This is a genomic window from Peptoniphilus sp. BV3AC2 (assembly GCF_000478945.1).
GTDB lineage: Bacteria > Bacillota > Clostridia > Tissierellales > Peptoniphilaceae > Peptoniphilus_B > Peptoniphilus_B duerdenii.
Genome location: NZ_AWXD01000018.1, coordinates 55,586 through 69,522 on the forward strand (window position 1 = coordinate 55,586; position 13,937 = coordinate 69,522).

Genomic DNA, 13,937 nt, shown 5'->3' on the forward strand with positions numbered 1-13,937 from the left:
AAGGATATTTATGAAAGCAAAAATAATAACACCTACCGTTACAATCTTTGATAAAGACGGTAATATAGATTTGGAAGGAAATAGATTATTAGTTAAATATTTAATTGATAATGGGGTTGATGGAGCTGTTCCTCTTGGAAGCAGCGGAGAATTTACAGCAATATCTCTACAAAATAAAAAAGATTTGATTAAACTTTATGTGGACGAATCAAAAGGAAAATTAGATTTAATACCTGGTACAAATTCTCTAGATATAGATGAATGTATAGAACTTTCTAACTATGCTATCTCTCTTGGAGTTAAGGGAGTGCTTATACTTCCTCCATTCTACTATGGAATAAGCCAAGAAGAAGTCTTCCACTATTTCGATGTGCTTGCACAAAAGATAAATGGAGATATCTATATCTACAACTTCCCTGCAAGAACAGGTTTTGATATGAGTGCTACTACCACTTATGAACTTGCAAAAAAACATAAAAATATAAAGGGAATGAAAGATTCTACCGGAAATCTAACCCATACAAAGGAAGTAATTTTAAAAGTTAAAGATCTTAGATCTGACTTTGAAGTGTATTCTGGATATGATGATCATTTTGTTCCAAATATCATCGCCGGTGGAAATGGTTGTATAGCTGCTCTTTCAAACTTTGAACCTAGACTATGGTCTGATTGGGTACTTGCAATAAATGAAGGAAATTATGAAAAAGTTAGATCTATTGGAAATATTATAGACAGACTTATGCCTTTATACAGCGTTGAAATGAACTTCTCACATATTTTCAAGAAGTTCTTAATCGATGATGGACTAAGTATAAGCGATTACACTATCTTCCCATTTGAAGAATTAGATGACAAAACTTATGAATTTGCAAAAAATCTAAGAAAAACAGTTATATCTAGGAGGTAGTTATGAAGTACGCTCTTAAGGTTAGCGAAAAAGATAATGTTGTAACAGTTTTAAGCCAAGTAAAAAAAGGCGAAACTGTAAGTTATTTAGATAATAAAGAAAAAAGAGAAGTTGTAGCGCAAAATGATATACCTATATATCATAAAATCGCTATTTGTGATATAAAAACAGATGAAGATATCGTAAAATATGGAGAAAATATAGGAAGAGCAAGCGTTGATATCGCTAAAGGATCCCATGTTCATACACATAATGTAAAAGCTCATAGAGAAAATCTGGAAGAAAAAGAATGAGGTGATAAATTGAGAACTTTTTGGGGTTATAGAAGAGATGATGGAAGAGTAGGAATTAGAAATCACGTTTTAATTCTGCCTGCAAGTATTTGTGCATCAGATACTACAAGGTTAATAGCTTCCAATTTAAATGGTGCAGTTACTTTCAATTTACAACTTGGTTGTTCCCAAGTAGGACAAGACTTTGAACTAACACTTGATACCCTCGCTGGATATGGAGCAAATCCAAATGTCTACGGAGTAATAATAGTAGGTCTTGGCTGCGAAACAGCACAAGCAAGCTTAGTAAAAGAAAAGATTTTGGAAAGAACTAAAAAACCTATAGAAACATTGGTTATACAAGAAGAAGGCGGAACTTTAAAGACCATTGCCAAGGCTCAAAGTTTGGCAAAGAAAATGATTGGAGAAGCTGCTCTTGTTAAAAGAGAAGAGTTTCCTCTTTCAGAGCTAATCCTTGGAACTAACTGCGGAGGCTCAGATACAACATCAGGTATTGCAGCAAATCCTACAATAGGTGAAGTTAGCGATAAGTTGGTAGCAATGGGCGCAACCTCTGTGCTTTGTGAAACTACAGAATTTATAGGTGCAGAGCATATACTTGCAAGACGTGCAAAGAATAAAGAAGTCCACGACAAGCTATATGAAATAATAAATAATTACGAAGAAAAAATAAAACATGATACTGGGCTAGATGTGCGTGATGGAAATCCATCTCCTGGTAATATAGAAGGTGGACTAACCACCCTAGAAGAAAAGTCTCTTGGATGCATTCACAAGGGCGGATCTTCTATAATAAATAATATCTACGATTATTCTAAACAAATAAAAGGTAAAGAAGGTCTAGTTATAATGGATACCCCTGGAAATGATGCTTCTTCTGTTGGAGGAATCATAGCAGGAGGATGCCAACTTGTAGTATTCTCTACAGGAAGAGGAACTCCAACAGGTCACGCCATTGCTCCAGTAATTAAGATAACTGGAAATAGCGAAACCTATGCTAGAATGTCAGACAATATAGATTATGACGCAAGCAAAATCATAACAGAAAACAAAAGCATCGAACAAGCTAGCGAAGAATTATTAGACCTAATAGTAGATGTATGTAATGGAAAATTAGTACAAGCAGAACTCTTAGGATACACAGAAACAGCAATCCAAAGAGCATCCGCATTCGTATAGAAATAACAAGAGCCATCGGCTCTTTTATTTTTTTTTGAATTAATATATAATATATTAGATTAAATAGAAAAACAGATTAAACTGATAATGTAGTTTATAAAGGAGACACAATGCACAAGCCAACACAGAGAGTTTTGCAAATACTTTTGGCAATAGCTTCTGAAAAAGAAGAACTCACCCTAAGCGAAATCTCAGAAAAGACAAATATTCCTAAAAGTACAATCTCGCCAATCTTATCTACCATGGTGAATTTAAAATTTTTATCTAGAAAAGATAATATGAAGTATAAAATAGGGATAAATACCTTTATCGCCGGAGAATCATACTTGGAATCCACTTCCCTATTAGAAATGATAAAGACAAACATGGGCGAAATAGTAAAAGAGTGTAACGAAATTTGCCAACTAGGAATAATACAAGACAACAAAGTTTTCTATATAGCAAAGAAGGAACCGACCCAATCCATCCAGCTTATGAGTTACGTGGGTAAATTCTTGCCAATATACTCAACTGCACTTGGAAAAGTATTGATATCTAAAAAATCCAACGAGGAAATAAAAGAACTAATCGGTCCAACTCTAGAACCTCTTACAGAATATACGATTAAAGATATGGACTCCTTCTTAGAAGAAATAGAAAAGGTCAAATCGAGAGGATACTCCTATGACATTCAAGAAACTAGTCTAGATGCGAGATGTGTAGCAGTTCCAATCGAAAAAGATAACAAGGTCATCGCAGCAATAAGTGTGTCCGTTCCTACATTTAGAAGTAGTGATGAAAAATTAAATAGCATTTTAGAAATACTTTTAAAATATAAAAATAAGATTGAAGAATCTTTTGGATACTCAATCTTTAAAAACGAAGACTTGATTTAAAAAGTAAATAAAATATAAAAAATAAACTCTCCTAGCCTAGCTAGAAGAGTTTTTTGTTATGCCATAAGTTTTCTAAACATTTCTATGACTTGTTCTTTAGTTGCTTCTCTTGGATTACCTGGATAACATGCATCGTTTAAAGCATCTGTTGCAAGTTGATCTAGATCTTCTTCTCTAATTCTTTCGTTAGTCTTTGGTATTCCAATGTCAGAAGATAGCTTTTGAACAGCTTCTATTGCTGCATCTCTATATTCTTCTGTGGACATTTCATCTACACCTTTAACTCCAAGTGCTCTTGCAATTTCTCTATATCTTTCACCAGTGTAATCTCTGTTAAATTCCATTACGATTGGTAAAAACATAGCGCATGCAACACCGTGAGGAGTGTCATAATGAGCAGATAGAGTATGAGCCATTGAGTGGTCTATTCCAAGACCAACATTTGAGAATCCCATACCTGCAATATATTGTGCAAGTGCCATTCCTTCTCTACCTTCTTTAGTATTTTCAACAGCACCTCTTAGATGTTTACCGATTAATTTAATAGCTTCAAGGTGGAACATATCAGTCATTTCCCAAGCAGCTCTTGTAATATAACCTTCAATTGCGTGAGTAAGAGCATCCATACCAGTTGCAGCTGTAAGTCCCTTAGGCATTGAAGACATCATGTCAGGGTCAACTACTGCTACGATTGGCATGTCGTTAGGGTCAACGCATACGAATTTTCTTTCTTTTTCAACGTCAGTAATTACATAGTTAATAGTAACTTCTGCAGCAGTACCAGCAGTAGTAGGAACAGCTATAATAGGAACGCAAGGGTTCTTAGTTGGAGAAAGTCCTTCTAGTGAACGAACATCTTCAAACTCTGGGTTAGTTATTATAATACCGATAGCTTTTGATGTATCCATAGAAGATCCACCACCGATTGCGATTATGCAGTCAGCGCCAGATTTTTTAAATGCAGCTACACCATTTTGAACATTTTCAATAGTTGGGTTAGGTTTGATATCAGAATATACTTCATATGGGAATCCTTCCTTATCAAGTAAATCTGTAACCTTAGAAGTAACATTGAATTTAATAAGGTCTGGGTCTGAAGCTACGAAAGCTTTTTTAAAACCTCTGTTTTTAATTTCAGCAACGATTTCGTTAATAGAACCACTTCCATGATAAGAAGTTCCATTTAAAACTATTCTATTTGTCATAATTTTCCTCCTTGTTTGTACGCATTTAAGAAACTTATTTCTAAATACAAACTCTTTACTTAATAATATTATTTATTGGTGTATTTGTCAACTTTTTAACTAAATAATTTTATTAAACTTTTTTATTTATCTTCCTATGCTATAATTAATTTAAAAGGGAGGTAAATATGAAGAAAAAATTATTTGTAAGCATTTTGTTCATTAACTTACTATTCGTAGGCGTGATGGCAAAATCAGATGTCAATCTATTTATCGATGGCAAGCTTCAAGATGGCGATGTCATCATAAGAGAGTCTAGAACTTTTGTGCCACTTAGATTTATTTCTGAAACTCTTGGCTACAAGGTTGAATACTTCGACAAAACCAAAGATATCAAGATTTCAAATGACACTGATGTTGTTGAGTTAAAAGTAAATTCAAAAGACTTTGCAAAAAATGACGAAGCAAGTGAGATGGATGTAAAGACATTTTTAAGTAACAACTATACTTTCGTTCCACTTAGATTTATTTCCGAAGCATTTGGAAAAGAAGTTGGTTGGGATGAACCTTCAAGATCTGTTTACATCGGCAAGAAGCCTGCAGAATTTCCAAAGAAGGCTCCTAAGGTAAGTTCAAATTATGTGGTTAAAGACTATCCTAAGTACGGCTTTAAACTACTTGTACCTAAGGATGTAGATGCAAAACTAGAAATAAAACCTAGCGAATATGATGAAGGTGTATCAGTTTATTCTAAGTATGTAAATGTGGAAGGTAAGAAGTATGGATATGATAATACCGGATTCTTAGGCTCTTACTACTTTATAACAGAAAAAGATGAATATGACACGAATCTTAAAACTATACTTAACGGAGAAAAAGGTTGCGTAGTTAGAGTAGACGCACAAGATTTTATGGAACCTACAGGACCTCTTGCCGATGAAATGTTAAGATCATTTAAACTATTTGACAGGATCATCCTAGTTCCATCAGGAAATAAGGTTAAGGAAATGAGCGGTACAACTGCAACACTTGACGGAGGTAAGTTCATCTACACGTTTGGTAATCCAAAAGTAACTGCTACCATAAACGAAAAAGATCTTATGAAGCTTCAACTCGAATTCTCCAAAGATGGAATTGAATTCTATGACGTTGAAAATTATAGTTACGGTGGAAGTGTAAGATTTGTCTACCAAGATACTACAACTAATGAAGATGCTTGCACAGTCGCCAAAAATGGCAAAATGTTCTTGTTGACCGATGAAGCAAGAGACGTTCAATACGAAGAAAACAAAAAAGCTTCCTACGATAAAGCACGATCTATTGTAATAAATAATATTAAATTTAAAATCTCTTCCGGAGAAAATACTCTAAACGGATTTACAAAGGGAGTTCTTGACTAATTAGATTAATAATAAATAGAAATTAAAATAGCGGCTAGTCCGCTATTTTTTTATTCAAATTTTTATTTGCTTTATAATTTTTCTCTCCGCATTTTAATTTTTTTAATATTTATGTTAATTTAATTAATATTTTTAATTTAAAACTTAATTTTTTTAATATTTATATTGCGTTTTTTTAATTTTAGTAGTACAATTAAGTTAAAGATGAGAGGAGGATATTATGGCAAATAAAATTCCAGGCACTTGTCCTTTCTGTGGCAAGCCAACCGTTGCAACTAGAATCGAATGTAAACACTGTAATATTTCCATAGAAGGAGATTTCTATTTAACTAAGTTTAATCAGCTTACAGAAGAACAACTTAAAATGGTGGAACTTTTCCTTGTGAGTCGTGGAAGTATCAAAGAAATGGAACGCATGATGGGAATATCCTATCCAACTGTGCGTAATAAATTGGAAGAAATAGTGGTGGCTCTAGGTTACCCAGAAGATACAGAGATAACTCTTAGTCGTTCAGAAGTTTTAGATAAACTGGATAAGGGTGAAATCACTTCTGAAGAAGCTGTAAATTTACTTAAACAAAGGAGGGATTAATTTGAAAGAACAAGATCAAATTCTAGAAATGTTACAAAAGGGAAAGATTACAGTCGAAGAAGCGAAAGAGCTTTTAAATGCTTTGGACTACGAAGAACCGATAAATAAGAAGAATAAAAATGTCATCTCCTTCGATGTAGATAAGGCGAAGGAAGGATTCCAAGGTATAGAAAAAAGCGTCAACGATTTTATAAAAACTACATTCGCTACCATTTTCGATAAGGATTTTACCTTCCAAATCAAAGGAAAATTCGACCTTTTCCAAAAACTTTTTAAGGTAGATGTTTCTAATATGAAAAATCCAGAACTTTTTATTTACAATAGAAATGGATCTGTTCAGTTGGAAGAGTCTGACGATGATGAGCTAAATATAAATGTTAAAGTCCACTACAAAAATATGGAAAATTTCGAAGAAAGTGACTTCTTTACCTTTGAAAATGATGGCGAACACATTTCTTTTAAATCAAAAAAACCAAGCGAAAATGAGCAGTTCTATTTAGAAGTAGTGGCACAAATTCCAAGTAGAGAATTTTCAAATATTGTGGTAGATACTACCAACGCACCTATATTTGCAGAAGATATTTTAGCGTCAAAACTTGATCTATCCACCACAAATGGAAAGATAAGACTTGAGGATTCAAATGTAGACGAACTATCTATAACCACTTCAAACGGACCGATTAATATAGAAGACACAACAGGCTCAGTGGCAAATGTAAAATCATCCAATAGCAAGATTTTTATAGAAGATATTTCTTTTGATGAGTTTAAAGGTACAACTTCCAACGGCAGGATAAATGGAGAGAACTTGGACTTCACCGATTTGAAGCTACATACTTCAAACGGTTCTATCCTTTTAGAAAATCTTTCTACAGATCGACTAAAAAAAGCAAGTCTCAAAAGTTCCAACGGAGATTTGTCTATGGAACTTGGAAATCTAAAACGCAGGGCAAACTTCGACCTTGCAACCACCTCCGGAAGAATCAATTTAAATATTCCCGTTGAGATGAAATCAAATTCCCAAAAGGATACCTACTCCTATAACAAACACATCGTCGCATCCACTACCCATTTCGAAGAAGAAGGAAACGCTATTGATTTCGTACTAGCAACAGCAAATGCAAATATAAATATTGAAGATAACAAAAACATAGACTAAAAACAAAATACAAAATAAAAAGCAACGATTTGAGAAAATTTAAAAATTCTCTTCGTTGCTTTTTTTATTTTATTCAGTTCTTATTGCATCAAGGGCTGATAGTTTCATTGCACGTCTTGCAGGTAGGTATCCTGAAAGAAGTCCAATTAGCGTTGAAAATCCTAGTGCAGTTAGGATAAGTCCAACAGAAATTATGGAAATCTTAGGCTCGAAGTTTACTGTTTCTCCACCCAGCTGTCCCATAAAGTACCCGGCGAAAAATTTGTTCGCAAGTACAGAGATAATAAGTGAGTTTACAACCGCGATCACTCCTCCGATAAGACCTATAAGGCTCGCTTCTAAAAGGAATAGGTTTTGAATATCTCTTATAGATGCTCCTATTACCTTCATAATTCCGATTTCTTTGGTCCTTTCGTAGATGGACATGATCATTGTGTTTGCGATACCAATAGCTGCAATTATAAATGAAATTGCTCCGATACCGCCAAAGACTGCCTGTACGATTCCTATCTGTTTATTGGCATTATCTAAGAATTCTTTCGTCATATTGTAAGGACGAAATCCCTTATCTTTAAGCGCTTTTGTTACTGCGTCTACATTTTTTATATCATCAACTACTACTTTTATATTGTTGTAGTTCTTGGATTTTAATTTTACTTTGAATTGACTCGCCAAGGCTTTATAAGTTTCGATACTCATAAAGAGACAATTTTGTTTTTGGTAGTCATTTCCTTCTGTCATTTCTCCAGATATTCTAAGTTGAACTTGTTTACCGTCGCTTTGATTGTTTTGATTTCCATCCATCTCCATGGATCCCATATCTGACATTCTATCATCGTCACTGGTTGATTTTGGTTCAAATTTTGTGATGTAGATCTTTCGATTCATCAAAGATTTTTTTTCTGAAAAATAGTTAGGACGACTTCTATCGTAGAATTGATACTTAACCTGGGAGCCTAAAATTACCACTGGATTTTTTTCTCCTGGCGCTATATATTTCCCATTTGCAAGCTCAATTCCATAGTCTTCCATATATTGAGGTGGCATCCCAACTATATCCACATAACTAGCTTCTTCTCTTCCCATTTTTAGACTGACAGTAGCTTCGTACATAGGGATTACTGCCTTTATATGCTCTATTTCAGAAACTTCATTTATGGTTTGATTGTTCATCGGTTTCTTCTTTGGCTTTTGGTATCCCGGCTTGTCCATCTCTGGATCAAATCTCGTGAATTGACTATTTAGCTCTAGGACCCTCATGTCCCCCATATCCTCATAGAATTTGGAGTTCATAAATTTAAAACCACGACCGATTGAAATAATTATAATTATTGCCGTTGCACCGATTATTACACCTAGAACGGTCAGGAATGTCCTTAGCTTTCTCGAAGCCAAGTTTCCCGCCGCCATTTTGAATAAATCGCTAAACTTCATTAGATTGTTAGATCCTCGTCATTTTTTTTCTTTTTCTTGTAGATAAAGAATGCTCCACCGATTGCCGCAGCCGCTACTGCAAGCCCACCGAGTATTTTGAAGATACCTTTAGATGAACCGCCGCCCATGTCTTGGTTGTTCATGTCATTTTCATCCATTTTAGGCATATCTTCTACGGTGAATTCATATTCTTTCTTTACCTCTTTGGTAACTCCCATTGAGTCTTCGAAGGTCCAAACGAGTTCAACTTTCTTTTGTCCTGGAGTATCAGGAGTTACATTTACCATAAAGGTATCTTGAGAGCCCGGTGCAAAAGCTCCTTTGTAGTATGATGGTGTATCGAACTTCAATCCTTCGCCCTTGATCTTAATCATCACGTTTGAAAGATTTGCTTTACCAGTGTTGTAATAATCTATTGAAAGTGGAGTTTCCCCTCCTACCATAAATTCACCTTGTGGTAGCACGTCTCCCACTTCAAGTTTCGCTTGTTGAACTACAGGCACACCGATTTGAGCGGTGTCTGTGTACTTATTTGCCTTTGCATCTTCGTATTCAAAGTTTGCAACTACTGTGTATGTTTTTGCAGCAGTATCAGGAACGGTTGTAAAAGTAATTTCCTTTTCAATCCTTGCTCCCGGTGCGATGCTTGCAATATAGAAAGTATTAGAAGAATCCACCGGCGTAAATACGGATGCAGTTGGCATAGCTCCACCAGTTTGTCCTCCGTTAGAATCTCCAGATCCTACAGATTCTTGTGTATCTGAAGTAAGGAAGATCTTGATATTTTTAACAGTCTTCTTCGCATTGGTGTTGAAGAATTTTAAATATAGTTTAAATGGCTTGCCTGCTTCAATAGTTTGTGGTTCTAAATAATAATCTTCGATTATAAGTTTAGGTGTAGATTCATTTACAGGTTTGCCGTCATTCTTTTCCACTGGAGCCTTTACAAATACTCCCACGATTTGACTTGTAGATTGAGCTTCCGCCTTTGTGTCGTCTGTGTAATCGACCTTTAGTTCCACAGGATAGTTCTTAGTTTCTGCAGAAGGTGTAACCATAAAATCGTAGGAGAAGTTTTTCTTTTCTCCAGGCGCAAGTTCTTTTAGTTGAATGATTGAAACAGTTCTAGACGCAAGTCCATTTTGATCTTGGCTATTTGCTTGTACCTTTAGATTCTTAGCAGTAACCTTTCCTGTGTTTACAAGGTCAAAGGAAATGGTAGCCTTCGCATTTCTATATAGAATTCCTGATGGGAATTTAATATTTCTAAATTCTAAATCTGAAGGTTCTTGTTGTGATTTAGTAATATTAAATGAAAATTGATACTTACCAGTCTTTGGTGCTTGGTCAGAAGTTTTATTTTCTCCTTGACCATATCCTGAAAATGTATATTCAAGGGTAAGCATATATGTTCCAGGAACTGTAGATTTATCAGACTTTAAATTAAAGGTAATGTACTTGGTTTCTCCTGGGTTAAGGGTTGTAATATCTGCAGTTGAAAGTCCACTTGCAAGGGTGATCTTTTGTGATTCAAGTCCATCAAGGGATATTTTGATATTATTTGCAGGAGCATCACCAGTGTTTGTAACTTGGAATGGAACTTGGAATTCCTTGCCCGCTTCTTGTTCGTTGATCCAGAAGGTATCTACTTTTTTAATTTCTATTGCTGGGTTAACAGGTTTTGTTGGGGCGTTTATCTTTACGTAAACAGTTTCGTTTTGAGAAGTTCTTTCTCCATCTACATCATAATCCAGTGAAATATCAACAGGTACAGTTCCGCCTTGAAAATCACTATCTACCTTAATGAAAAAGTATGCTTCTTCAGTAGAATTTGCAAAATTAAAGATTTTATTACTTGCGTTTCTGTCTGCAATATTTTGGGTTTTGTTTAAATATCCATCGCCATCTATATAGGCTTTAGTTGGATTTGTTATAGATACTTGTCCACTAAGATTGTTTATCGGTGTTTTGCCAAACTTTGTTTTATCTATTCTTACTGAAACTATCCATATTCCATTTGTACCAGTTTCAATTGTCTGAGCTAAAGAAACTATAAGTCTCCCACCTGGGTTTTTTGTTTCTTTTGGATTTCCCTCTGCATAAGTATTAATCGTAAATAGCATTATTAATGCCAGTAATATAGAAGTGAATTTTTTCATACTATCTCCTTTCTAGGTATCTTTGCGTCATTTTCTTCTATGCTTGTTATCATCCCATCTCTCATGTCCACTATTCTATCTGCGTAGATGGATGTCTCTACGTCGTGGGTTACTATTATCAGTGTTTGATTGTTCTTACGAGCCATTTCGCACATGAGGTTCATTACTTCAAATGATGTGTTGGTGTCCAGATTTCCCGTTGGCTCGTCGGCAAAGATAATCTTAGGTGCATCGACAAATGCTCGGGCTATGGAAACTCTTTGTTGTTGACCACCACTCATCTCGTTTGGTTTGTGGTGGAGTCTTTCTCCTAGTCCTACCTTTTCAAGTATATCTTTTGCAAGTTCATCTCTTTTTTTCTTAGGAACTCCTTTAAATATGAGTCCCAAGCTGACATTGTCCATGGCGGAGAGATTTTTTATAAGATTGTAGGATTGAAAAATAAATCCGACATTTAATCTTCTAAATTTAGTTACCTGGCTTTCACTTAACTTCTCAATATGTATCCCGCCGATGGAGATCGTTCCTGAGGTTGGTTTGTCTAGTCCTGCAACCATATTTAGAAGTGTGGATTTACCTGAGCCGGAAGTACCTAGTAGACAGAGGATTTCTCCTTCGTATATATCTAGATTTATTCCGCCGAGGGCTACTACTTTTTCTGTGCCCATTTTATAGATTTTCTTCAGGTCGCGAATCTCTATAAGCTTCATATTACCACCTCTTGTTTTAGTATAACATAGCTAAGATTTTAATAGTTTACAAAAGTATTAAATTTAAGAATTCCTATCTGAAAATTTTGTAAAATTTTTATAGCATCATAACTATTTCCGCTATTATTTGGTGAAATTTAGATGCTCTACATATAGCATTTAAAATTTAATTGTTTGTAGCGGAAGCAATCTGCTTCCATTTTAAAAACACTTAAGGAAGACAGTCACCCTGAGCGAACGAAGTGAGTCGAACGGGTATAACCCTGGTGAGGTTAAACATTGATGATTATTTTCTTATGCTCTACGTAGAGCATCAAAATTTAATTTTTTTAGCGAAAGCTATCTGCTTCCATTTTAAAAACACTTAAGGAAGACAGTCACCCTGAGCGAACGAAGTGAGTCGAACGGGTATAACCCTGGTGAGGTCAAACACTGCTTATTATTTTCTTATGCTCTACGTAGAGCATCTACGTTATTTTTAATTTAAATGCTATCCGGATAGCATCAGAATAATTTTTATTTCATTTGCTTAGACTTGACCCTCTGAGGTTAGACCCATTCGACTACAGAGCCTTACGGCTCTTCCGCTCAGGGTGACTGTAGTTGGGAGATTTTGTAAAAATATTAATTGCAAATACTGGTTAAATATAGGTCAGATCCTTCGACTTCAAAGGCTATCGCCTTTTCCGCTCAGGATGACTAGTTGGGAGGACTTTCGCTCGATAATTGTTAATTATTTGCAATGTTTAAAGACTTCACGCCTTCGGCTGTGGAAGCAAAATGCTTCCGCTACGGGTGTGAATAATATGTACAGTTACAATTACGCCTTACGGCTAAATTAGGAAAATTTAGTATCGAGGTTGATTGAAGCCGGTAGCTTCCGCTACAAAATTAAACCATCCATTTAAGTAAAAAATATTTATTTAAAATAAAAACCCCTGTTAGTCCAGGGGTCTTAAACTAGTTTTCTAGTTCACTTTCTTTTCTTCTCTTATTCTCTCTGATAGTAATGGAAGTATGGTGAATAGATCTCCTACTATTCCATAGTTTGCAATTTTCATTATCTTTGCATCCTTGTCGCTATTTATGGCTATGATTAGTTCTGATTCTTTCATTCCATTGGTATGTTGTAATGCTCCAGAGATTCCAACTGCTATATATAGTTTTGGTTTTACAGTCTTGCCTGTTACTCCTACTTGTAGACTCTTGTCAGCCCAGCCGTTATCTACTATAGGTTTTGTAACTCCGAATTCTGCTCCTAGTGCTTTTGCAAAGTCCTTTACAACTTTTAGTCCTTCTTCGTCTTTTACTCCCATTCCTGCTGCAACGATCACTTCTGCGTCTTCTAAGCTTAGATGTTCGTGTTCTTCGTCCTTTACGAAGGAAAGTATTTTGTTAAGTGGACTTTCTACTTCAATCTTTTCTTCTATTACTTCTGCTTTGTGTCCTTCATCGTGGAATAGTTCTACTCCGGTCTTGTTACCTACGGTTCCTATCTTAGGGGTACTTGTAATTCTTATGTCTGATAGGAGTTTTCCGTCGAAGGTTGGTCTGATCCACATGATGTCAGATTTATCTTCTGTAAGTTTTATTTCTTGGCAGTCTGCAACTAGTCCGATTTCTCTCTTAGCTGTGATTCTTCCTCCGATATCTCTTCCGTTTACTGATGATCCGATTAGCACTGCGTATGGTTCGTACTTGTCGATTAATTTATCTAGTGCATGGGCAGCTACCTTTGAATCGAATTGTTTGAATTTTTCATCTTCCACTAGGATTACTTTGTCTGCTCCATATCTTTCTAATTCTTCTATTAGTCCCGCTCTTTTTTCTGTAAATAGTACTGCTACTACTTGTCCACCTAGACCTTCTGCTAAATGTCTTGCGTTTGCTAGTAGTTCAAATGTTAGGTTTGTGATCTTTTGTTCAAATGTTTCACAAACTACCCAAATATTTTTACTCATATTCATAATTCACCTTAGATCCTTTTGTTGTCCTTTAGTATTTTTATGATTTCTTCTACTTTTTCTTCATCACTATTTTTTTCG

12 protein-coding genes are annotated in these 13,937 nt (G+C 35.2%); 7 read left to right on the forward strand and 5 right to left on the reverse strand.

The genetic code is table 11. From position 1 onward, the window contains the following. Window positions 1-10: 10 nt before the first annotated feature. The 4 genes from HMPREF1252_RS04535 to HMPREF1252_RS04550 all read left to right on the forward strand — a co-directional run bounded on the left by HMPREF1252_RS04535 (window position 11) and on the right by HMPREF1252_RS04550 (window position 3,254). Window positions 11-907 (forward strand): dihydrodipicolinate synthase family protein, encoded by an 897-nt coding sequence (locus HMPREF1252_RS04535; RefSeq protein WP_023059541.1) that lies wholly within the window; start codon window positions 11-13, stop codon window positions 905-907. Between the two features lie 2 nt (window positions 908-909). After that, on the forward strand, window positions 910-1,200 hold the full coding sequence (locus HMPREF1252_RS04540; RefSeq protein WP_023059528.1) for a UxaA family hydrolase: 291 nt from the start codon (window positions 910-912) through the stop codon (window positions 1,198-1,200). A 9-nt stretch (window positions 1,201-1,209) separates the two neighbouring features. Next, entirely contained in the window at window positions 1,210-2,379 is a 1,170-nt protein-coding gene (locus HMPREF1252_RS04545) for a UxaA family hydrolase (RefSeq protein WP_023059535.1), read from the forward strand. 110 nt (window positions 2,380-2,489) lie between these two features. Beyond that, window positions 2,490-3,254 (forward strand): IclR family transcriptional regulator, encoded by a 765-nt coding sequence (locus HMPREF1252_RS04550; protein WP_023059555.1) that lies wholly within the window; start codon window positions 2,490-2,492, stop codon window positions 3,252-3,254. Between the two features lie 56 nt (window positions 3,255-3,310). On the opposite strand, the gene fucO is transcribed toward HMPREF1252_RS04550, so the two are convergent. Next, complete coding sequence (gene fucO / locus HMPREF1252_RS04555; RefSeq protein ID WP_023059551.1) at window positions 3,311-4,459, reverse strand: lactaldehyde reductase; 1,149 nt, start codon at window positions 4,457-4,459, stop codon at window positions 3,311-3,313. Between the two features lie 167 nt (window positions 4,460-4,626). On the opposite strand from fucO, the gene HMPREF1252_RS09260 reads away from it, so the two are divergent. The 3 genes from HMPREF1252_RS09260 to HMPREF1252_RS04570 all read left to right on the forward strand — a co-directional run bounded on the left by HMPREF1252_RS09260 (window position 4,627) and on the right by HMPREF1252_RS04570 (window position 7,589). Next, complete coding sequence (locus HMPREF1252_RS09260; RefSeq protein ID WP_023059559.1) at window positions 4,627-5,838, forward strand: copper amine oxidase N-terminal domain-containing protein; 1,212 nt, start codon at window positions 4,627-4,629, stop codon at window positions 5,836-5,838. 220 nt (window positions 5,839-6,058) lie between these two features. Further along, complete coding sequence (locus HMPREF1252_RS04565; RefSeq protein WP_008901036.1) at window positions 6,059-6,430, forward strand: DUF2089 domain-containing protein; 372 nt, start codon at window positions 6,059-6,061, stop codon at window positions 6,428-6,430. Window position 6,431: 1 nt separating this feature from the next. Beyond that, window positions 6,432-7,589 (forward strand): DUF4097 family beta strand repeat-containing protein, encoded by a 1,158-nt coding sequence (locus tag HMPREF1252_RS04570; RefSeq protein ID WP_023059556.1) that lies wholly within the window; start codon window positions 6,432-6,434, stop codon window positions 7,587-7,589. 69 nt (window positions 7,590-7,658) lie between these two features. On the opposite strand, the gene HMPREF1252_RS04575 is transcribed toward HMPREF1252_RS04570, so the two are convergent. The 4 genes from HMPREF1252_RS04575 to HMPREF1252_RS04590 form a co-directional block, all read right to left on the reverse strand. Beyond that, window positions 7,659-9,023: an ABC transporter permease gene (locus HMPREF1252_RS04575; RefSeq protein ID WP_023059529.1), complete on the reverse strand. Its 1,365-nt coding sequence runs from the start codon at window positions 9,021-9,023 to the stop codon at window positions 7,659-7,661. Then, window positions 9,023-11,182, reverse strand: coding sequence for a COG1361 S-layer family protein (locus HMPREF1252_RS04580; protein ID WP_023059561.1), 2,160 nt, complete (start codon window positions 11,180-11,182; stop codon window positions 9,023-9,025). Before HMPREF1252_RS04580 ends, HMPREF1252_RS04575 begins: the two co-directional genes overlap by 1 nt. Then, window positions 11,179-11,892: an ABC transporter ATP-binding protein gene (locus tag HMPREF1252_RS04585; RefSeq protein ID WP_008901040.1), complete on the reverse strand. Its 714-nt coding sequence runs from the start codon at window positions 11,890-11,892 to the stop codon at window positions 11,179-11,181. The genes HMPREF1252_RS04580 and HMPREF1252_RS04585 overlap by 4 nt, the downstream gene beginning before the upstream one ends. Before the next feature lie 968 nt (window positions 11,893-12,860). Further along, window positions 12,861-13,859, reverse strand: a complete 999-nt coding sequence (locus HMPREF1252_RS04590; protein WP_036746885.1) for an electron transfer flavoprotein subunit alpha/FixB family protein — start codon at window positions 13,857-13,859, stop codon at window positions 12,861-12,863. Window positions 13,860-13,937 lie beyond the last annotated feature (78 nt).

Excerpts from the sequence above, each read along its gene's own strand:
- HMPREF1252_RS04535 (WP_023059541.1), top strand. The coding sequence starts at position 11 with ATGAAAGCAAAAATAATAACACCTACCGTTACAATCTTTGATAAAGAC.
- HMPREF1252_RS04540 (WP_023059528.1), top strand. The coding sequence starts at position 910 with ATGAAGTACGCTCTTAAGGTTAGCGAAAAAGATAATGTTGTAACAGTT.
- HMPREF1252_RS04550 (WP_023059555.1), top strand. The coding sequence starts at position 2,490 with ATGCACAAGCCAACACAGAGAGTTTTGCAAATACTTTTGGCAATAGCT.
- fucO (WP_023059551.1), bottom strand. The coding sequence starts at position 4,459 with ATGACAAATAGAATAGTTTTAAATGGAACTTCTTATCATGGAAGTGGT.
- HMPREF1252_RS09260 (WP_023059559.1), top strand. The coding sequence starts at position 4,627 with ATGAAGAAAAAATTATTTGTAAGCATTTTGTTCATTAACTTACTATTC.
- HMPREF1252_RS04565 (WP_008901036.1), top strand. The coding sequence starts at position 6,059 with ATGGCAAATAAAATTCCAGGCACTTGTCCTTTCTGTGGCAAGCCAACC.
- HMPREF1252_RS04575 (WP_023059529.1), bottom strand. The coding sequence starts at position 9,023 with ATGAAGTTTAGCGATTTATTCAAAATGGCGGCGGGAAACTTGGCTTCG.
- HMPREF1252_RS04580 (WP_023059561.1), bottom strand. The coding sequence starts at position 11,182 with ATGAAAAAATTCACTTCTATATTACTGGCATTAATAATGCTATTTACG.
- HMPREF1252_RS04585 (WP_008901040.1), bottom strand. The coding sequence starts at position 11,892 with ATGAAGCTTATAGAGATTCGCGACCTGAAGAAAATCTATAAAATGGGC.
- HMPREF1252_RS04590 (WP_036746885.1), bottom strand. The coding sequence starts at position 13,859 with ATGAATATGAGTAAAAATATTTGGGTAGTTTGTGAAACATTTGAACAA.